Annotated in this window: 17 protein-coding genes; 7 read left to right on the top strand and 10 right to left on the bottom strand. The window is 66.5% G+C overall.

Annotation, left to right across the window (positions count from 1 at the left end; all coding sequences use genetic code 11):
- Positions 1–65 precede the first annotated feature (65 nt).
- The gene (locus tag JOF55_RS12250) at positions 66–1,028 is read right to left on the bottom strand and encodes a sporulation protein (RefSeq protein WP_310273672.1); all 963 of its coding nucleotides are present in this window, start codon (positions 1,026–1,028) and stop codon (positions 66–68) included.
- 185 nt (positions 1,029–1,213) lie between these two features.
- On the opposite strand from JOF55_RS12250, the gene JOF55_RS12255 reads away from it, so the two are divergent.
- Positions 1,214–2,521, top strand: a complete 1,308-nt coding sequence (locus JOF55_RS12255; RefSeq protein WP_310273674.1) for a hemolysin family protein — start codon at positions 1,214–1,216, stop codon at positions 2,519–2,521.
- A gap of 33 nt (positions 2,522–2,554) precedes the next feature.
- On the opposite strand, the gene JOF55_RS12260 is transcribed toward JOF55_RS12255, so the two are convergent.
- Positions 2,555–2,761 (bottom strand): hypothetical protein, encoded by a 207-nt coding sequence (locus JOF55_RS12260; RefSeq protein ID WP_310273676.1) that lies wholly within the window; start codon positions 2,759–2,761, stop codon positions 2,555–2,557.
- A 157-nt stretch (positions 2,762–2,918) separates the two neighbouring features.
- Positions 2,919–3,548 (bottom strand): YigZ family protein, encoded by a 630-nt coding sequence (locus JOF55_RS12265; RefSeq protein WP_310273678.1) that lies wholly within the window; start codon positions 3,546–3,548, stop codon positions 2,919–2,921.
- A 213-nt stretch (positions 3,549–3,761) separates the two neighbouring features.
- Here JOF55_RS12265 and JOF55_RS12270 point away from each other — a divergent pair, with 213 nt between their 5' ends.
- Positions 3,762–3,962 (top strand): hypothetical protein, encoded by a 201-nt coding sequence (locus JOF55_RS12270; RefSeq protein ID WP_310273680.1) that lies wholly within the window; start codon positions 3,762–3,764, stop codon positions 3,960–3,962.
- A 52-nt stretch (positions 3,963–4,014) separates the two neighbouring features.
- Here the strand turns inward: JOF55_RS12270 and JOF55_RS12275 are convergent, their stop codons facing one another.
- Positions 4,015–5,136, bottom strand: coding sequence for a 5-methyltetrahydropteroyltriglutamate--homocysteine S-methyltransferase (locus JOF55_RS12275; RefSeq protein ID WP_310273682.1), 1,122 nt, complete (start codon positions 5,134–5,136; stop codon positions 4,015–4,017).
- Between the two features lie 285 nt (positions 5,137–5,421).
- Between JOF55_RS12275 and JOF55_RS12280 the strand changes: the two genes are divergently transcribed.
- A complete protein-coding gene (locus JOF55_RS12280) occupies positions 5,422–6,576 on the top strand; it encodes an FAD-dependent monooxygenase (RefSeq protein ID WP_310273684.1) in 1,155 nt (384 codons plus the stop codon).
- A 40-nt stretch (positions 6,577–6,616) separates the two neighbouring features.
- Here the strand turns inward: JOF55_RS12280 and JOF55_RS12285 are convergent, their stop codons facing one another.
- From JOF55_RS12285 to ctaD, 3 genes are all read right to left on the bottom strand, one after another.
- Complete coding sequence (locus JOF55_RS12285) at positions 6,617–7,447, bottom strand: aldo/keto reductase (RefSeq protein WP_310273686.1); 831 nt, start codon at positions 7,445–7,447, stop codon at positions 6,617–6,619.
- Positions 7,448–7,646: 199 nt separating this feature from the next.
- Positions 7,647–8,873 (bottom strand): MFS transporter, encoded by a 1,227-nt coding sequence (locus JOF55_RS12290; RefSeq protein ID WP_310273688.1) that lies wholly within the window; start codon positions 8,871–8,873, stop codon positions 7,647–7,649.
- 293 nt (positions 8,874–9,166) lie between these two features.
- Positions 9,167–10,915: an aa3-type cytochrome oxidase subunit I gene (ctaD, locus tag JOF55_RS12295; protein WP_310273690.1), complete on the bottom strand. Its 1,749-nt coding sequence runs from the start codon at positions 10,913–10,915 to the stop codon at positions 9,167–9,169.
- A gap of 134 nt (positions 10,916–11,049) precedes the next feature.
- On the opposite strand from ctaD, the gene JOF55_RS12300 reads away from it, so the two are divergent.
- Positions 11,050–11,862, top strand: a complete 813-nt coding sequence (locus JOF55_RS12300; protein ID WP_310273691.1) for a DUF427 domain-containing protein — start codon at positions 11,050–11,052, stop codon at positions 11,860–11,862.
- Between the two features lie 25 nt (positions 11,863–11,887).
- On the opposite strand, the gene JOF55_RS12305 is transcribed toward JOF55_RS12300, so the two are convergent.
- On the bottom strand, positions 11,888–12,493 hold the full coding sequence (locus JOF55_RS12305) for an SACE_7040 family transcriptional regulator (RefSeq protein ID WP_310273693.1): 606 nt from the start codon (positions 12,491–12,493) through the stop codon (positions 11,888–11,890).
- Between the two features lie 98 nt (positions 12,494–12,591).
- Between JOF55_RS12305 and JOF55_RS12310 the strand changes: the two genes are divergently transcribed.
- The 3 genes from JOF55_RS12310 to JOF55_RS12320 all read left to right on the top strand — a co-directional run bounded on the left by JOF55_RS12310 (position 12,592) and on the right by JOF55_RS12320 (position 17,531).
- On the top strand, positions 12,592–14,205 hold the full coding sequence (locus JOF55_RS12310) for a carboxyl transferase domain-containing protein (RefSeq protein ID WP_310273695.1): 1,614 nt from the start codon (positions 12,592–12,594) through the stop codon (positions 14,203–14,205).
- Between the two features lie 85 nt (positions 14,206–14,290).
- Positions 14,291–16,369 (top strand): ATP-binding protein, encoded by a 2,079-nt coding sequence (locus tag JOF55_RS12315; protein ID WP_374727474.1) that lies wholly within the window; start codon positions 14,291–14,293, stop codon positions 16,367–16,369.
- 1 nt (position 16,370) lies between these two features.
- A complete protein-coding gene (locus tag JOF55_RS12320) occupies positions 16,371–17,531 on the top strand; it encodes an acyl-CoA dehydrogenase family protein (RefSeq protein WP_310273699.1) in 1,161 nt (386 codons plus the stop codon).
- Positions 17,532–17,644: 113 nt separating this feature from the next.
- On the opposite strand, the gene JOF55_RS12325 is transcribed toward JOF55_RS12320, so the two are convergent.
- Positions 17,645–18,124 (bottom strand): hypothetical protein, encoded by a 480-nt coding sequence (locus JOF55_RS12325; protein ID WP_310273702.1) that lies wholly within the window; start codon positions 18,122–18,124, stop codon positions 17,645–17,647.
- A 112-nt stretch (positions 18,125–18,236) separates the two neighbouring features.
- Positions 18,237–18,458 (bottom strand): heavy-metal-associated domain-containing protein, encoded by a 222-nt coding sequence (locus JOF55_RS12330; protein WP_310273705.1) that lies wholly within the window; start codon positions 18,456–18,458, stop codon positions 18,237–18,239.
- Between the last annotated feature and the right edge of the window lie 443 nt (positions 18,459–18,901).

Here is an 18,901-nt window from a genome sequence, read left to right on the forward strand (position 1 = left end):
CAGGGGAGCAGAGTGCTCCACAAGGTCGTGGCTGTGGGATTTTCCTCGTCAGCACCGGCTCATGGTTACTCTTCTTCCATCTCCGCGGCGAGCTCTTCCTCGTCCGCCTCGCCCTCTTCGCCTTCGAGCATCTCGCCGAGGACCATGCCGCCCACGGCTCCTGCGGCCAGTCCACCGGCACCGGCGGCGAGCATGCCGCCCATACCGGGACCGGAATGTTCCTCATGCCCGTGCATCCCGTGGTGTCCGTGGACCGTGCGGCCTCCGCCGTGTTCGACCACGGCCTCCAGCCACCGGGTGATCTCGGCGCCCCAGTCGGTGGTCAACGCCTCCTCGTGACTGCGGTGGATCCGGCCGATCGCGTCACCACCCGGGGTGAACAGGCCACCGCGCTTGTCGGCCTCCAGCACCACGTCGAGCCCCTCCGGCCACGCCACGAAGGTCAGCTCGATCTCGCCGACCCGATCCGCGAACTGCGGCGGCGGAGAGAACGCGATCTCCTGGTAGAACGGAAACTCCTGGTGCACACCGCGGATGTGACCGTGCTCGATGTCGGCGTTTTTGATGTGGGATCCCATGGCCAGCAGCGCATCGATCACCGGCTGCTGCGAGGCCAGCGGCTCGATTCGGATCGGATCCATGTCACTGGTGTCCACGGCCTTGGCCACCGCGACCTGCGTGCTCACCCCGAGCCGCATTCCCCGCAGCGGCTGGCCGTGCACTGTCGTGATCGGTGTCTCCCACGGCAGTGGGATGGTGAACGGAATGGTCCGGTGCTCCTCGGCCTCCAGCCGGAAGTCCTCGGCCACCACGAGCTGCTGGAACTCCATCCCCCGCTTCTCCTCGTCACCGGTCTCGACCTCCGCGGCCAGACTCAGCACGATCTTCTGGATGTCCGCCGCACCGCTCGCGCCGCCCACGCGCACCTCGCCCGTGAGATGCCCGCCCGGACCGGACGCTTCATCGCTGACGATCGTGTCCACGGAGGGGCCACCGATCCCCACGGCCTGCAACATTCTCTTGAACACCAGGAGTTCCTCCCTACGGCAAGCGCTGGCACCGCGGGTTTTCGGATACGAAGCCCGCGCCGCGTCAACGGACACCGCAAGCACGTCGGTTCCTCGGTGAGACCCGCCGCCGGTGATCGTTATCTCTTCGCAAGGCGGGCTTACGCAGCCGCACGGGCCACACCTCGAATGTGACAATCAGCCCTGTGGACAGCGTCGCGTGGAACCTTGCCCTGGTACTGCTTTTCGTGCTGATCGGTGGTTACTTCGCTTCCTCGGAGATCGCGCTGGTCTCGCTGCGCGAGGGGCAGGTGCGCAAGCTCGCCGAGCGGGGCCGCCGAGGCGCCCGGGTGGCCCACCTGCGCGAGGACTCCAACCGGTTCCTGTCCGCCGTGCAGATCGGTGTCACTTTCGCCGGTTTCTTCGCCTCCAGCTACGGCGGTGCCACTCTGGCCGTGCGCCTCGAACCGTTGCTGGCGGGCTGGGGGGTTCCTGCCGGAGTGGCCGCCACGCTGGCCCTGGTGCTGGTCACACTGTTCGTCTCGTACCTGTCACTGGTGCTGGGTGAACTGGCGCCGAAACGGTTGGCACTGCAGAAGCCGGAGAGCGTGGCGCTGTTCGCCGCCGGAGTGCTCGACAGGATCGCCATCGTGTTCCGACCGCTCATCTGGCTGCTGTCGAAGTCCACGAACGCGGTGGTCCGCCTGCTGGGCCTCAGCCCGACAACCGGTCAGGGCTCGGTCAGCGAGGAGGAGCTCCGCGATCTCGTCCGCACGAACGAGCAGCTCACCGTCGAGGAACGCCAGTTGGTCACCGATGCTTTCGAGGCAGGCGATCGGGTACTCAGCGAGGTCATGATTCCCCGCACCGAGGTGCACTTCCTGAACTCCACGATGTCCTTGTCCGATGCGGCCACCGAGGTCGCGGACAAACCGCACTCGCGATACCCTGTGGCCCGGGATTCCGCCGATGACGTGGTCGGCTTCGTGCACGTGCGGGACCTGTTCGCCGCCACCCACGGCGACCGTGGGGACTCGCGCGCGGTCGGCGACCTCGCCCGGCCCGTCACCGCGCTGCCGGGCAGCAAGCCCATGCTCGCCGCGCTGGGCCGGATGCGCCGAGGCGGAGGCCACTTGGCCCTGGTCATCGACGAATACGGCGGTACCGACGGCATCGTCACCGTCGAGGATCTCGTGGAGGAAGTCGTCGGGGAGATCCGTGACGAGTACGATCCCAGCGCCACACCCCCGAAAACCTTCGGTGACGGTGTCGTCGAAGCCGACGGGCTCCTGCACCTCAGCGACGTCGAGGAGCAGACCGGTATCACGTTGCCCGAAGGTCCCTACGACACTCTCGCGGGCTTCGTGCTCAGCCGGTTCGGACGCACCCCCGCTGAAAGGGACTCGGTCGAAGCTCTCGGGCATCGCTTCACGGTGCTGGAGATGGACGGGCGCCGTATCGCCCGGCTGCGCATCGAACGACTCGACAACACAGCGGAAAATCGGGAGGAGTAGTGCTGCAGTTTCAGGGAAACTGCAGCACACGTGTCAGGCGGCGAGGTTGGCCACCGACTGCGCCCACAGGAAGTACTTGTTCGTACCGAGGTCCCGGATGGTGCGAACGCCGAACGCCTCCTCGAGGTGCTTGGCATCGCTTTCGCTGACACCCTGCAGCGCCTCGACCGGGGCATCGGCGAGTTCGGTCAGGCTCTTGCCTTCATAGGACTTGTCGACCTTGTCCGCGATGTCGCTCATGGGTCTCCTCTCGGTGAAGTGGGCCGAGTTCTTCGGCCGGACAATACGTAACACTGTCCGGATTCGACCGACTACGCCAATGTTGATCTTGTCACGGTTGCGGTCGCGTGCGACCAGACGCAAGCACGCTTCTCGTGCCGCCAGGGCCTGTTTCGTGTCATGCCCGATCGGCGGGCACTTCGGTGTAGACGGACTCGCCGAGACTGATCGTGGCGACGCCGCCGGTGGCTTCGGCCAGCCATGTCGCGAACTCGGCCACGTCCGAGTCGGGAATGTGCAGATCGAAACGGACCTGTTCGGCATACTGCACGTCGGTGAGCGCATAGCCCGAGGACCGGAGGTCGTTTTCCAGCTTGCCCGCGAGCGCGTGGTTCACCGTGGTCGAAACAAGGCGTACCGACAGCCGCTCGGCGAGCCCGACCCGATCGAGCGTCTCGGACACCGCGCCACCGTAGGCTCGGATCAGTCCGCCCGCACCGAGCAGTACCCCACCGAAGTAGCGCGAGACCACCGCCACGGTGTTCGTGATGTTGTTGCGCCGCAGCACTTCCAGCATCGGAATCCCGGCCGTGCCCGCGGGCTCGCCGTCGTCGCTGGACTTCTGGGTCTGTCCGTCGTCGCCGAGAACATAGGCCGAACAGTGATGCCGCGCTTCGTGATGCAGCCTGCGCTGCTGTCGCACGAACTCCTTGGCTTCTTCCTCGGTCGTGGCGTGAGTCAGGGCGCACAGGAACCGGGACTTCTTCACGTCGAGCTCGTGGGAGCCGGAGCGGCTGATCGTACGCATGCGCGTTCCTTCCGTCGCCGAGCCGCCACCGACTCTACGACCACAGTGTGTAATAGCCGGGAGTGCGGTGACTCCGGTCACTCGTGCTTGCGTGGGGCCGCTCGCCTGTACCGACCTGGAAGGGATCTTATTATTGCTGGTCACAGGGTCGATGCGAACTTCACTCGGACGCGGTTTTCCGTCGCGTGGAGGCGACACGTACCGTCCACCCTTATGGAGCAGTCATCGAGTCCGTTGGAACCCGGCACGCGCGTGCGCGCATCGTTCGGTCGGTTTCGCGATCAGACCGGCACGGTGGTCGAAACCGCCAATGGTCTACCGGACGTGTTCGACGGCCCCGTACTGTGGGTCCGCTTCGACGGTGACGAGGAGCCCGGCCTGGTGGCAGGCCGGTTCCTCGAACTCGCCGCTTAGAGAACCTGTTCGATCTTGTGTAGGTGGTCACCGAACCGCCGTCCGGAAGTGATCATTCCCAGACTTCCCGAGCGGTTTCGGTGACCAGACGCAGCTTGGCGACCTGTTGTTCCACGGTGAGCGCGTTGCCCTCCTGAGTGGAGGCGAAGCCGCACTGTGGCGACAGGCAGAGCTGGTCGATATCGATGTAGCGCGTGGCTTCCTCGATCCGGCGCTTGAGGTCGTCCTTGGCTTCCAGCTCGCCGCTCTTGGTGGTGACCAGCCCCAGAACCACGACCTTGTCCTTGGGGACGAAGCGCAGCGGCTCGAATCCGCCCGATCGTTCGTCGTCGAACTCCAGGAAGAACCCCTGCACGTCGAGCTCGCCGAACAGCGCCTCGGCCACGAAGTCGTAACTGCCTTCGGCGGCCCACGAGGATCGGTAGTTGCCCCGGCACATGTGGGTGGTCACCGACATACCTTCCGGGCGCCCAGCGAGCGCGGCGTTCATGAGTTCGATCGTGCGCAGATGCTGTGTCCGCGGTTCGCCGCCTCGCGCGGCGAACCGCGCCCGCTGCTCGGGATCGTTGAGGTAGGCGAGGCTGGTGTCGTCGAGCTGCAGGTAGCGGCAGCCCAGCTCGCCCAGTGCGCGGATCTCTGCTGCGTAGGCCGCGCCCAGGTCGGCGCGGAAGGTGTCGAGATCCGGGTAGACGTTCTCGTCGATGGCGGCCCGGCCGCTGCGGTACTCCACCATGCCGGGTGAGGGCAGCGTGATCTTCGGAGTGGCGGTGGTGGTTCGTTCGGCCAAGGCGGTGAAATCGTCACCGAAGATGGTCCGCCCCAGCCGGATCGGTCCGGAGACCCGCATCTCGGGCGTCGTGAATTCGAGATCACCCTCGGTGTTGTGGAACCGCACGGTCAGTTCGGACTCGTCATTTCTGGTGATCCCGCCGAGCTGGTAGAGGAAGTCCATATGCCAGGATCCCCGGCGGAACTCGCCGTCGGTGGCACTGGACAGGCCGATCTCCTCCTGCATGGCCACAACATCGGTGATGGCCTGATCCTCGGTCGTCCGCAGTTCCTGTGCCGTGATCTCGCCGGTGGCGAACCGCTTGCGTGCATCGAGGAGTGCGGGTGGACGCAGCAGGCTGCCGACGTGATCGCCACGGAACGGGGGCGTGGTGCGCGGACTCATGCCGCCCGAACATACGAGCTCTGGCCCTGTCTGGCCAGACATCGCCGCGAAGCGGTAGCCGCAGTAACCCGAACGGCCCCGTGGAACTTCCTCGAACTGTGGACGCCGACACCGGGCACTCGTGGAAAACGCACAGGAGCGCAGCCCTTTGCCCGGCGGATGTGAGCAAGGACAATACGGACCGCCCGGCTTGGGCGGATAAAATCGCCGGGTGCGAGAGCGACTCGACAACGCGGGTTGCGGTAAGGCTGCCTCTGAGCTACGGGTACTGAACGGATGAAGACGATGCGGGTTCTGGTCATCGGGGGTGGCATAGGAGGACTCGCCGTTGCCAAGGGGCTGCTCGACCGGGGACACCACGTCCGCGTCTACGAGCACGCCGAAACTCTGCGCGATGGTGGTGCGGGAGTCACGATTTGGAGTAATGGCACCGCCGCGCTGCGCGACCTGGGAGTTTCGCTGGACGGTGTCGGCCGTCAGCTGCACAGTCTGCGCTCGCTGACCGGGAACGGCCGCCTGCTGTGGGAGGCCGATCTCGACGAGGTCACCGAACGTCTCGGTTCGCCGACCGTGGAAATTCCGCGTCGCACTCTGCTCGCTCGGTTGGCCGACACGCTCCCGCCGGAAACGATGCGCTTCGGGCAGCGTTGCAGCGGTGTGCGCGAATACCCGGATCGAGTCGTCGCGGACTTCGCCGACGGCTCCTCGGCCGACGGCGACATCCTCATCGGCGCCGACGGGCAGCGTTCGGTGGTCCGGCGCCAGGTACTCGGCGGAGAACCCGCGAGGCTGACCGGGTGGGCGAGCTGGCAGGGTCTCACCCACAGTGATCTTCCCCTCGCGCACGGATACCGAACGCTCAACATCGCGGGGCGCGACGGCCACTGCGGCCTCATCCCGGCCGGGAACGGGCTCCTGCACTGGTGGTTCGACACACCCTGGCGCCAGGGCCATCCGGACCTTTCCGTGGCCGATCTGCGTCGTGCGTTCGACGGGTGGCCGGAACCCGTGGGCGAGCTGCTGTCCGCGGTCACCGATGACGACCTCGGGTTCTTCCCGCATATCCGCCATCAGGTGCCGAAAGTGTGGGGAGGCCCGCGAACGACGTTGCTCGGGGATGCCGTGCACGCGATGCCGCCCGCTGTGGCGCAGGCCGCGAACCAGACACTGGAGGATGCCTGGCTGCTGTCGTGCCTGCTCACCGACGTTCAGGGGGCTCCGGCGCAGCGGTTGCGGCACTATGAGAAGGAGCGGCGTCCTCGGGTCGCGAAGGTGTCGCGGCAGGCGGCCCTGACCTCCGCGCAGCGCCGCACACCATTGCAACGACTCGGACGGTTCCCGAAGTGGGTGGCCACCCGCAGCCAGGTGGTCTCCCTGCGGTCGGGCAGCAACGTTCTACGAGGGCTGACCCCGGCTCCGGCGCAGGTCGGCATCGCATAGCCGGGTGGACTGCTCGCAGTCCACCCGGCTATGGCGAGACTCACGCTCCGAAGACGTCCGGGTCGGGACCGACCCTGGTTCCGGTGTGCAGGTCCTCGAGCACGGCCATGTCGTCCTGGGCGAGCTCGAAGTCGAAGACATCGAGGTTCTCGCGCACCCGTGACGGCGTCACCGACTTCGGAATCGCCACATTGCCCAACTGCACGTGCCAGCGCAGCACGATCTGGGCCGGGCTCTTGCCGTACTTCTCAGCCAGCGAGGTCAGCGCGGAGTCCTCCAGCAGCCCCTTGCCCTGGCCGATCGGACTCCAGGCCTCGGTGACGATGTCGTGCTCGGCGTGGAACGCACGCAGATCGGTCTGCTGCAGATTCGGGTGCAGCTCGATCTGGTTGACGGCGGGCACCACGCTGGTCTCCTCGAGGAGCCGGCGCAGGTGCGGGATGTGGAAATTCGACACGCCGATGGACTTGATGCGTCCGTCGGCGTGCAGCTTCTCGAACGCCTTCCACGTGTCGATGTAGAGGTCCTGGCCGGGCGCAGGCCAGTGGATCAGGTACAGGTCCACGTAGTCGAGGCCGAGCTTGGTGAGGCTCTCGTCGAACGCGCGCAGGGCCTCGTCGTAGCCCTGCCGGTCATTCCACAGCTTGGTGGTGACGAACAGGTCCGCACGCGCCACACCCGAGTCGGCGATGGCCTTGCCGACACCTTCCTCGTTGCCGTACGCGGCGGCGGTGTCGATGCTGCGGTATCCGGCGTCGAGTGCCGTGCGTACCGGTTCGATCACCTCGTCCGGCGGGACCTGGAAGACGCCGAAGCCGAGTTGCGGAATCCGGGCACCGGTGTTCAGCGTGATGTTCGGGACCTGACTCATGTACGTGTTCCTCCAAGGTGTCCTACAGGGTTTCCCCTCCGGATCAACCACCGCAGTCGATCATGGATTCCAGCCTGTGCAACCCATCACAGCATGCACGCGGCGGTTGTGCGAGTCCGGCCCTCGCCCCTGGGCGCCGGGGTCGAGGGCCGGGTTTCGGCATTTCGATCCCCGAACGCCGGTCTCGGTGCGCCGGGCCTCAGTCGAGGGTGCTCGGTTCCGGCTGCGCCGCGGCCGGGGCGTGCTCCCGCCGATGGGTGGCCACGATCTCCGAGGCATGCGGCGGACGGCGGTCGAGCCATCCCGACAGCAGGGCGAAGCCGAGGCCGGTCAGCGCCAGCAGCGCCCCCACCCAGCTCGGCGCCACGAAACCGAAACCTGCGGCGATGACCACACCACCCAGGTGGGCACCCAGCGCGTTCGCGATGTTGAACGTCGACTGGATGCTCGCCGAGCCCAGGGCAGGGGCTTCCTTGGCCTGATCGATGATCCGCGCCTGAATGCTGGGGATCGCGGCGAACCCGGCCAGTCCGACCAGGAACACGTTGGCGGCAGCCAGCACCTTGCTGTCCGCGGTGACCAGGAACAGCGTCAGCGCCACCGCCAGCGCGGTCAGGAACACGTACAGCGTGCGCATCGGTGCCCGGTCGGCCAGCCGTCCACCGATCACCGTGCCGACGGTCATGCCGACACCGAACAACGCCAGCAGGACGGTGACCGCCGTCGGCGTGTAGCCCGTGATCTGGGTCAGCAGTGGCTTGATGTAGCTGTAGAAGGAGAAGGTCGCGGCGAAGCCGAACACCACAACGGCGAACGCCAGCCACACCTGGGGGCGTTTGAAGGCCCTGAGTTCACCGCGCAGGCTGGCCTCGGTGGGCTTGGGCTGCTGCGGTACCAGCGCGGCCACGGCGGACAGGGCCACCACGCCGATCGCGGCCACCAGTCCGAAGGTCCAGCGCCAGCCCAGTTCCTGCCCGAGCAGTGTGCCTACCGGAACTCCGACGATATTGGCCACGGTGAGCCCCACGAACATCAGCGAGATGGCGCGGGCGCGCTTGTCGTTCGCGACCAGGCTCGCGGCGACGACCGCGCCGATGCCGAAGAAGGTTCCGTGTGGCAGGCCCGCCAGGAACCGGGCCGCAAGCAGGGATTCGTGGGTGGGAGCCAGTGCAGTGAGTGCGTTGCCGAGCGTGAACAGCCCCATCATGCTCAGCAACATGGTCTTGCGGCGTATGCGCATTCCCGCCGCGGTGAGCAGCGGCGCGCCGATGACGACACCGAGTGCGTACATCGAGATGTACCCGCTGGCGGAGGCGAGTGAGGTGTGCAGGGAGGAGGCCACTTCGGGCAGCAGCCCCATCATCACGAATTCGGTGGTTCCGATGCCGAACGCTGCGATGGCCAGGGCCAGCAGGGCAATAGGCAAAGGGTATCTCCTTCAATGTGGGTCGGACACTGAAAGGTGGGCTGCATTGCCCGAACTGCGCGGCGGATGCTGCGGCGCGTGCCCCCGACCGCGACGCATGCTCCCGACCTCTGCAACAGTAGTCCGCATTACCGATGTTCCTGTATCGGTTATGAACAGCACCACTCCCATTCCGGGGAAAGAGACCACGTTTGGTGGACGGCGGGCTGGTGGTGATACCCGTTTTCCGAGTGTGGTGACGAAGCCGAGCGATCACCGCGTCGAGTGCGGTGCGTGAGTGCGGTCGAGTGCGGTCAAGCCGAAGGGCCGCGTTCGTTTCCCGGTTCTTCCCGCCGGGAAGTCGTAGTCGGCGATTGCCCGACCACCACGTGGGCCTCGACCTGCATCCGTTCGGTCATGTGCGGATAGTGCAGCTCGAACGCCGGGCGCTCGGAGCGGATGCGGGGCAGCTCGTGGAAGTTGTGCCGCGGCGGCGGGCAGGAGGTCGCCCACTCCAGCGAGTTGCCGTGTCCCCACGGGTCGTCGACGTTGGCCACGACGCCGTAGCGGTAGCTTTTGAACACGTTCCACACGAACGGCAGCACCGAGGCACCCAGGATGAACGCGCCCACGGAGGAGATCATGTTCAGCGTGGTGAACCCGTCACTGGGCAGGTAGTCGCCGTAGCGCCGGGGCATGCCCTCGTTGCCCAGCCAGTGCTGGACGAGGAACGTGCCGTGGAAGCCGAGGAACGTCAGCCAGAAGTGCAGCTTGCCCAGCCGCTCGTCCATCATCCGCCCGGTCATCTTCGGGAACCAGAAGTAGATCCCGGCGAACACCGCGAACACGATGGTGCCGTAGAGCACGTAGTGGAAGTGCGCGACCACGAAGTACGAGTCGGTGACGTGGAAGTCCAGCGGCGGGGAGGCCAGCAGGATGCCGGTCAGCCCGCCGAGCAGGAAGGTCACCAGGAAGCCGATGGAAAAGATCATCGGCGTCTCGAAGGTGAGCTGGCCGCGCCACATGGTGCCGATCCAGTTGAAGAACTTGATACCGGTCGGAATGGCGATCAGGAACGTGGTGATCGCGAAGAACGGCAGCAGCACAGCCCCGGTGGCGAACATGTGGTGGGCCCACACCACCACCGACAGGAACCCGATGGTCCAGGTCGCGTAGACCAGGCCGGTGTAGCCGAACAGTGGCTTGCGGCTGAACACGGGCAGGATCTCGGTGACGATGCCGAAGAACGGCAGCGCGACGATGTAGACCTCGGGGTGGCCGAAGAACCAGAACAGGTGCTGCCACAGGATCGCACCGCCGTTGGCGGGATCGAACACGTGCGCATCCAGGTGCCGGTCCGCCAGCAGCCCGAACAGGGCGGCCGTGAGGATCGGGAACGCCAGGAGGATCAGCAGACTGGTGACCAGGATGTTCCAGGTGAAGATCGGCATCCGCCACATCGTCATGCCCGGTGCGCGCATGCAGACCACGCTCGTGATCATGTTGACGGCGCCGAGGATCGTGCCCAGTCCGCTGACGAGGAGGCCGGTGATCCACATGTTGCCGCCGATCCCGACGCTGTACTGGGCGCGTGACAACGGCGGGTAGGCGGTCCAGCCGAAGTCGGCCGACCCGCCCGCCAGGAGGAATCCGCTGATCACGATCAGTCCGCCGAGCAGGAACAGCCAGTACGAGAAGGCGTTGAGCCGGGGGAAGGCGACATCGGGCGCGCCGATGTGCAGCGGCAGGATGACATTGGCGAAGCCGAACACGATCGGCGTCGCGAACAGCAGCAGCATGATCGTGCCGTGCATGGTGAACAGCTGGTTGTACTGCTCCAGCGACAGGAACTGCATCCCCGGCACCGCGAGTTCGCCCCGCATCAGCATGGCCATCGCGCCGGCGATCAGAAAGAACGTGAACGCCGTGGTGAGGTAGAGCTCGCCGATCTGCTTGGGATCCGTGGTGCGGAGGAGGGCGACCAGGCGCGATCCCTTGCGGGGACGCGCCGCTTCCGACGCCCGTGTGGGCACCGGTGTCGGACGAGCGCTGCCGATGGCCATCCCTGCCTCCCTCGTTCGAGACCGCTCGGTCAGTCTTGCGCCGTGTTCGGACGTTCGCAAAACGTGTCCGCCACTTGAGTGATCTTTCGATGACGGTGACGATGGAAAAACGACCCACTTCATCGGAGGTGCCCGTGGCACTGACACTCGGCGGCGGACCGCTGGCCGCCCGGCCGCCCGACACGGTCAACTACCACATCGACGGCCCCGCGCACCGGTTGCTCTGGCACGACTTCCCCCGGCGGATCCGTGCACTGTTCGGGGGCGAGGTCGTCGTCGACAGCGACGACGCGAAGCTGCTCCACGAGAGCAATCTGCTGCCGCAGGTGTACGTCCCGTTCGCCGACGTGGCCGAGAAGCTCCTCGAAAGCACGTCGCACCACACGCACTGCCCGTTCAAGGGTGACGCGTCCTACTGTTCCGTCCGGGTCGGTGACCGCGTCGCCGAGAACGCGGTGTGGAGCTATCCGTCACCGACCTCGGACGCCTCCTGGTTGGCAGGCCACCTGGCGGTGTACTGGACCTCGATGGACGCGTGGTTCGACGAGGACGAGGAAGTCTTCGGGCACATCCGCGACCCGTACCACCGGGTGGACGTCCGGCCCACGAGCCGCCTCGTACAGGTCGTCGCCGGGGAAACCACCGTGGCCGAGAGCAGACGCGCGAAGGTGCTCTCCGAGACCGGTTTGCCGAATCGGTACTACGTGCCCGCCGACGAGGTACGCCTGGATCTGCTGGAACCCAGCGCGACCCATACCGTCTGCCCCTACAAGGGCACCGCCTCGTACCGGTCGCTGCACCGGTCACCGGGCGGTGCGGATGGCGTCATCACCGATGCCGCCTGGAGTTATCCGAACCCGCTCGACGATGCGAGAGCGGTCGCCGGGCATTTCTGCTTTGTGGCCGACGGCGTCGAGACCAGGGTGGACGGCGCTGCGGTGCCGTGAGCGCGGTTCGGCTCTTGCCGGAACCTTACGACCGGTGGCCTGCGCCGAGTGCGTCCAGCGCCATCCGGTGCAGGAGCGCGGACATGGCCGCCACGTCCAGGTGGGCGCTGTAGGGGGTCGAGTTGATCAGCCCGATCACGGCGTGCGCGGCGGCCCGCGCGGTGTGCTCGTCCAGGTCCTGCCTGACCGTGCGCAGTACCCGGACCCAGACCTCGACGTAGGACCGCTGTGACTCCCGGACCCGGTGACGGTCCGGCTCGGAAAGACTGTCGAGATCACGCAGGTGCACGGTGATCAAGGCCGGGTTCGTCAGGGCGAACTCGACGTGCCAGCGCACCAGTTCGTCCAGTGCGGCCTCCGGATCTCCGGCCGTGTCGACCCTGCTGCGTCCGCCCAGGAGCAGCTTGTCGCTGATGCCGGTGAGCATCTCCGCGAGCATGGCGTCCTTACTCCGGAAATGCCGATACAGCGCGGGGCCGGAGACGCCGACGGCCGCTCCGATGTCGTCGATACCGACACCGTGGAAGCCGTACCGGGCGAACAATTCGGACGCGGCCTGCAGGATCTGGTCACGGCGCGACAGTGATCGCTCGGCATCGGCAGCGCCCGCGGCGGTGACTTTCTCGGTCATCGACGGCGATACTAGACGACGAAGTTAGGAAGCGTTAACATCGCTGTAGTTAACGATGACTAACATGCTCTGACGAGCGAAAGGTGTGGTGGAAGCAGATGGATGCGCCGGTCCTGTCCACAGCCGTCGACCCGGCATCGGAGACCTTCGCGCGCTACGCCGAGCACCACGCCCAGCTCGTCGACGATCTCAACGCCGAGCTCACCCGCGCCCGTCTCGGCGGTTCGGAGAAATCCCGGCAGCGCCATGTCGAGCGGGGCAAGCTGCTGCCGCGTGACCGCGTCGATGCGCTGCTCGACCGGGGGTCACCGTTCCTCGAACTGTCCACGCTGGCGGCCCACGGGCTCTACGACGACGAAGCACCGTCGGCGGGCATCATCGCCGGTGTCGGCAGAGTCCAGGGGCGCGAGTGCGTCATCGTCGCCAATGACGCGACGGTCAAGGGCGGTACCTACTACCCGATGACGGTGAAAAAGCACCTCCGGGCGCAGGAAGTCGCCCTGCACAACAATCTGCCGTGTATTTACCTGGTCGATTCCGGCGGGGCTTTCCTGCCGCGCCAGGACGAGGTGTTTCCGGACCGCGAGCATTTCGGACGGATCTTCTACAACCAGGCCACCATGTCCGCGCGCGGCATCCCGCAGATCGCCGCCGTGCTCGGTTCCTGCACCGCAGGTGGCGCCTACGTGCCCGCGATGAGCGATGAGGCCGTGATCGTGCGCAACCAGGGCACCATCTTCCTCGGTGGTCCGCCGCTGGTGAAAGCCGCAACGGGGGCCGAGGTCAGTGCCGAGGAACTCGGGGGCGGTGAGCTGCATGCACGGACCTCCGGGGTCACCGACCACCTCGCCACCGATGATGCCGATGCGCTGCGCATCGTGCGTTCCATCGTCAGTACCTTCGGGCCGCGCGAGGAGCGACCGTGGGAGGTCGCACCGGTCGAGGAGCCTGCCGCGGACCCCGAACAGCTCTACGGTGTGGTGCCGATCGACAGCCGCACTCCCTACGACGTGCGCGAGGTGATCGCCCGCGTCGTCGACGGCAGCAGGTTCGCGGAGTTCAAGCAGGACTACGGCCAGACGCTGGTCACCGGATTCGCCCGGATTCACGGTCATCCGGTGGGGATCGTGGCCAACAACGGCATCCTGTTCGGTGAGTCGGCACTCAAGGGCGCGCACTTCATCGAACTCTGTGACCGGCGCAGCATCCCGCTGGTGTTCTTGCAGAACATCTCCGGGTTCATGGTCGGCAAGGACTACGAAGCCGGTGGCATCGCCAAGCACGGCGCGAAGATGGTCACCGCGGTGGCCTGCGCCCGGGTGCCGAAGTTCACCGTCGTCATCGGTGGCTCGTTCGGCGCCGGGAACTACTCCATGTGCGGGCGGGCGTACTCGCCGCGATTCCTGTGGATGTGGCCGAACGCCCGCATCTCGGTGATGGGGGGTGAGCAGGCCGCCTCGGTGCTGTCGACCGTGCGCCGCGACCAGCACGAGGCCCGCGGGGAGGCCTGGTCGGCCGAGGACGAGGAAGCGTTCAAGCAACCCGTGCGCGAGCAGTACGAACAGCAGGGCCACCCGTATTACTCGACCGCTCGGTTGTGGGACGACGGGGTGATCGACCCGAAGCAGACCCGCAGCGTCCTCGGGCTGGCGCTGGCTGCCTCGGCGAACGCGCCCCTGGAACCGATCAACAACGGCGTCTTCCGAATGTGACGTGGATTTTTGCAGTTTCGCGCGAAACTGCAAAAACCTCACTCGAACAGGTGAGGAGGGAGCGAGAGTGCGGGAGGACTCGGACATGCGGCACTTGGACACGGTGCTGGTGGCCAACCGGGGTGAGATCGCGGTACGCGTGATCCGCACCCTGCGGCGGCTCGGTATCCGCTCGGTTGCTGTCCACAGCGATGCCGACACGCACGCGCCGCACGTCACCGAAGCCGACACTGCCATCCGGATCGGCCCGCGCAGTGCCACCGACAGTTACCTGTCCATCGAGCGGATCCTCGATGCCGCGAAGCAGTCGGGCGCCCAGGCGATCCATCCCGGCTACGGCTTCCTGTCGGAAAACGCCGCGTTCGCCCGTGCCTGCACCGAGGCCGGTATCGCGTTCATCGGACCACCACCGGCGGCCATCGACGCGATGGGCGACAAGATCCGCGCGAAGCAGACCGTGCAGGCTGCGGGAGTTCCGCTGGTGCCCGGACGCAGTGACCCCGGCATGTCCGATGCGGATGTGCACGCGGCTGTCCTCGAGGTCGGCTTCCCCGTGCTGCTCAAGCCCTCCGCCGGTGGTGGTGGCAAGGGCATGCGCGCCGTTACCGATGAATCCCGGTTGGACGAGCAGATCACCTCGGCTCGCCGGGAAGCGCGTGCCGCCTTCGGGGACGACACGTTGCTCGTCGAGCGCTACGTCACGCGGCCGCGACACATCGAGGTGCAGGTCCTGGCCGACACCCACGGCACCGTGGTGCATCTCGGCGAACGTGAGTGCAGCCTTCAGCGCAGGCACCAGAAAATCATCGAAGAGGCTCCCTCGGCACTGCTCGACGACGACACCCGGCGCCGGATCGGCACCGCCGCGGTGGAGGCCGCGCGCTCGGTCGAATACGTCGGTGCGGGCACTGTCGAGTTCATCGTCTCCGCCGAGAAGCCCGACGAGTTCTTCTTCATGGAGATGAACACCCGGCTGCAGGTGGAACACCCGGTCACCGAGCTCGTCACCGTGATCGGTGGGCAGTCGTCCGCGGCGCAACGCGGGATCGACCTGGTCGAGTGGCAGGTGCGGGTCGCCGCCGGAGAGGCCCTGCCGTTCACCCAGGAAGCTCTCGCGATCGACGGGCACGCGGTGGAGGCCCGCGTCTACGCCGAAGACCCCGCGCGTAACTTCCTGCCCACCGGCGGGACCGTGCTGGCCGCCTACGAACCGAGCGGTCCGGGAGTGCGGGTGGACTCCGGGGTGACCGCCGGAGCCGAGGTGGGTTCGGACTACGACCCGATGCTGGCCAAGATCATCGGCTGGGCGCCGACCCGTTCGGACGCGCTGCGCAAGCTCGATTTCGCACTGGCCGAGACAGCGATCCTGGGCGTCGGCAGCAATGTCGCCTTCCTGCGTGCCTTGCTCGAACACCCCGACGTGCGCGAAGGCACTCTCGACACCGGACTGGTCGAACGGGATCTGGAATCGCTCGTCGCCACCACCGATACCGCCCCGGACGAGATCTGCATCGCCGCCACGCTGGAACGCCTGCTTGCCGCGGAACCCGACGGCCCCATCGTGGACCCGTGGGACGTGCCCGGCGGGTGGCGACTCGGTGAACCGGCCTGGAACGTATGGCGGTTCGCGATCTCCGGCGAGGAGGTGGAAGTACGGGTGCGCGGGCGCGCGGTGGATGCCGAAGTATCCGTGCGATCGCGTACCGGCGAGGCGGGGAACGCCGAACCGCACCGCGAGCACGGGCGGACGCAGGGCCGGGCGAGCGCCCACACCGACGGAAACACCCTCACCGTCACCTTCCGCGGGCGCACTCGGCACTACCGCTACGCGCACGCCGACGGCACCACCTGGCTCGCCATCGACGGGCAGGTCCGGGCTCTGTCCGAACATCAACTGCTGGCCGACCGCAGTGCATCGGCAGCGGGCTCCGGTGGCGCCGTGACCAGTCCCATGCCCGGAACCGTGCTCGTCGCCGACATCGAACCGGGGCAGCAGGTGCAGGCAGGACAGGCTCTGTTCGTCGTCGAGGCGATGAAGATGGAGCACACCATCACCGCATCCGTGGACGGCACCGTCACCGAAGTCCACGTCACCAAGGGACAGTCGGTCGACCTCGATCAGGCACTGGCCGTCCTGTCCGCCGACAGCACCCAGGAGGCCTGAGATGGTCGATCACCGGCTCAGCGAGGAACACGAGGAACTGCGCCGGAGCGTGGAAACCTTCGCGCGTAAGGAGGTCGCCCCGGTCATCGGCGACTACTACGAGCGCGAGGAGTTCCCGTATCCGCTGGTGCGGGGCATGGCGAGCATGGGCCTGTTCGGGCTGCCCGTGGCGGAGGAGCACGGCGGCATGGGAGGTGATTACTTCGCACTGTGCCTGGCTCTGGAGGAACTCGCCCGTGTGGACTCCTCCGTGGCCATCACCCTCGAAGCGGGTGTCTCTCTCGGCGTGATGCCGATCAACCGATTCGGCAACCAGCAGCAGCAACGGCAGTGGCTACCGCGCTTGGCCTCCGGTGAGCTCCTCGGTGCGTTCGGATTGACCGAACCCGGTGGTGGCTCCGACGCCGGTGCCACCAGGACCACGGCGGTTCTCGACGGCGACGAGTGGGTGCTCAACGGCTCCAAGTCGTTCATCACCAATTCGGGGACCGACATCACCGGATTCGTCACCGTCACCGCCGTCACCGGTGCGAAGCCCGACGGTGGCAAGGAGATCTCCACGATCATCGTGCCCGCGGGAACCCCCGGTTTCACCGTGGCACCGAAGTACTCCAAGGTCGGCTGGAACGCCTCGGACACCCACGAGCTCTCCTTCGACGACTGCCGTGTACCGGCGGAGAACCTGCTCGGCGAACGTGGGCGCGGCTACGCGCAGTTCCTGTCGATCCTGACCGAAGGCCGAGTGGCGATCGCCGCGCTCGGCGTCGGGCTCGCGCAGGGCTGCGTCGACGAGTGCCTGCGCTATGCCGGTGAACGTGCGGCGTTCGGCAACAAGATCGGCGACTACCAGGCGATCCGGTTCAAGCTTGCCGACATGGAACTACGTGCACACACGGCACGACTGGCCTATTACGATGCCGCATCGCGGATGCTGCGTGGTGAGTCGTACGCCAAGCAGGCGGCTGCCGCCAAACTCGCCTCCTCCAACGCCGCCATGGACAACTCACGGGATGCCACCCAGATATTCGGTGGGTACGGGTTCATGAACGAGACGCCGGTCGGTCGTTTCTACCGGGACGCCAAGATCCTCGAGATCGGCGAGGGCACCAGCGAGGTGCAGCGCATGCTCATCGCCCGGGAACTCGGGCTCGGCGCGGCGTAGCCGGGGCTGCAGGAAAACTGCCGGCGAAGGCAGTCGGGGTTGCCTTCGCCGGCAGGAGTTTCCACAGGAATTTTCGGCTGTGTAGTGCCGCGGTTTTCCCGGAAACCGCGGCACTAGTAATACCGGTGCTGGCCGTGTGGAATGGTGATCTCGGTATCCGTCTCACCCGAGTCGGGCGGGCCTGCGTTCCCCCACGGCGAGGGGGCAGGCGGTGCGGGGTAGAGCTCACCCGAGTACTGCTGGTCGGGGGACGGGTGTTGGGGTTGGTCGCTCTGCGGCCAGGCGGGAGCCTGCACCGAACCATCCTCTTCGGACAGGTGCTGCATGACCCAGTCCTTGGCCAGTGCGTCCGGGGAGGTTCCCTGTCGCGCCGCGAGCTCCTTGAGTCGCTCGTTGGCCATCAGCGGCAGGCGGAGTTGGTAGACCTGTGACGAACCGAAACGGCGGCCGGTCCCGGTGGTCTCGACTTCCTCCTCCGGGGCCAGCGCCGCGAGGTAGGACTCGATCTCGTGATCCGGTTCGCTCGCCTCCTGCTGATCCGCGAACGTCTCCGTCCGCTGACGGCGTCCGATCTTCGTTCGTCCTAGAGCCACGCCGCCACGATAACGGTTGTGTTGAGATTCAACAGGACCTGTGGGACCTATCACGCCGCCGTGTCGGGAAATGGACGGGGCGGAATCGGTGTGTTCGCAGGTTGCCGTGTTCTCAGTTCGCCTCCGACCAGCTTTCCAGGGCATAGCCGGCTTCGCGGACAGCGGCCGAAGCGGCTTCCTCGCTGATTTGCTGTTCGGCTGTCACGATCACCTGACCGGTGTCGGCCGAGGCCTGGACATCGGAGACGCCGGGCAGTTCGCTCAGTTCCTCGGTGACGGACCGGGCGCAATGCTCGCAGGTCATGCCGCCGACGGTCAGAGTCTGAGTGCGCACGGGAATTCCTTTCGTGGTTGCTTTCCCCGCGAGGGATATACCGGGAGAGCAGCGGAGGCAAATCGGGAGGGAAAGTGACTAATATCACAAACCCCTTTGAGGGGGTGTAGCTGCGTGCTCTCCACTTGTGCCCCACAAAGAGGATCAAGGATGGGCTGTGACTACTCAGCGTTTGCTCGAATCACTCTGTGGGGGGCTATGAGTCCCGGGACCCCGTGGATAACCTGCGGCCACACCCGAGCCGGGGAGGCGTTATGTACGGGTCACTCGACGTACGAAATTTCCTGTGGCAGCAGGACGACGGAGCCACGCGGTCCTCGAGCAGTGTGCCCGCTCCACGTGCGGGCGAACCTGCTCGGATCTCGCCGGAACAGGTGGATCGTGCGCGAATGTCGGTCGCGCGCAGCGCGGAGAACGCCGAGGACTGCAAGTTGCTGCTCGAC

It is taken from the genome of Haloactinomyces albus (genome assembly GCF_031458135.1).
Taxonomy (GTDB): domain Bacteria; phylum Actinomycetota; class Actinomycetes; order Mycobacteriales; family Pseudonocardiaceae; genus Haloactinomyces; species Haloactinomyces albus.

Excerpts from the sequence above, each read along its gene's own strand:
- JOF55_RS12310 (WP_310273695.1), top strand. The coding sequence starts at position 12,592 with ATGGATGCGCCGGTCCTGTCCACAGCCGTCGACCCGGCATCGGAGACC.
- JOF55_RS12315 (WP_374727474.1), top strand. The coding sequence starts at position 14,291 with ATGCGGCACTTGGACACGGTGCTGGTGGCCAACCGGGGTGAGATCGCG.
- JOF55_RS12260 (WP_310273676.1), bottom strand. The coding sequence starts at position 2,761 with ATGAGCGACATCGCGGACAAGGTCGACAAGTCCTATGAAGGCAAGAGC.
- JOF55_RS12270 (WP_310273680.1), top strand. The coding sequence starts at position 3,762 with ATGGAGCAGTCATCGAGTCCGTTGGAACCCGGCACGCGCGTGCGCGCA.
- JOF55_RS12275 (WP_310273682.1), bottom strand. The coding sequence starts at position 5,136 with ATGAGTCCGCGCACCACGCCCCCGTTCCGTGGCGATCACGTCGGCAGC.
- JOF55_RS12320 (WP_310273699.1), top strand. The coding sequence starts at position 16,371 with ATGGTCGATCACCGGCTCAGCGAGGAACACGAGGAACTGCGCCGGAGC.
- JOF55_RS12285 (WP_310273686.1), bottom strand. The coding sequence starts at position 7,447 with ATGAGTCAGGTCCCGAACATCACGCTGAACACCGGTGCCCGGATTCCG.
- JOF55_RS12280 (WP_310273684.1), top strand. The coding sequence starts at position 5,422 with ATGCGGGTTCTGGTCATCGGGGGTGGCATAGGAGGACTCGCCGTTGCC.
- JOF55_RS12265 (WP_310273678.1), bottom strand. The coding sequence starts at position 3,548 with ATGCGTACGATCAGCCGCTCCGGCTCCCACGAGCTCGACGTGAAGAAG.
- JOF55_RS12305 (WP_310273693.1), bottom strand. The coding sequence starts at position 12,493 with ATGACCGAGAAAGTCACCGCCGCGGGCGCTGCCGATGCCGAGCGATCA.
- ctaD (WP_310273690.1), bottom strand. The coding sequence starts at position 10,915 with ATGGCCATCGGCAGCGCTCGTCCGACACCGGTGCCCACACGGGCGTCG.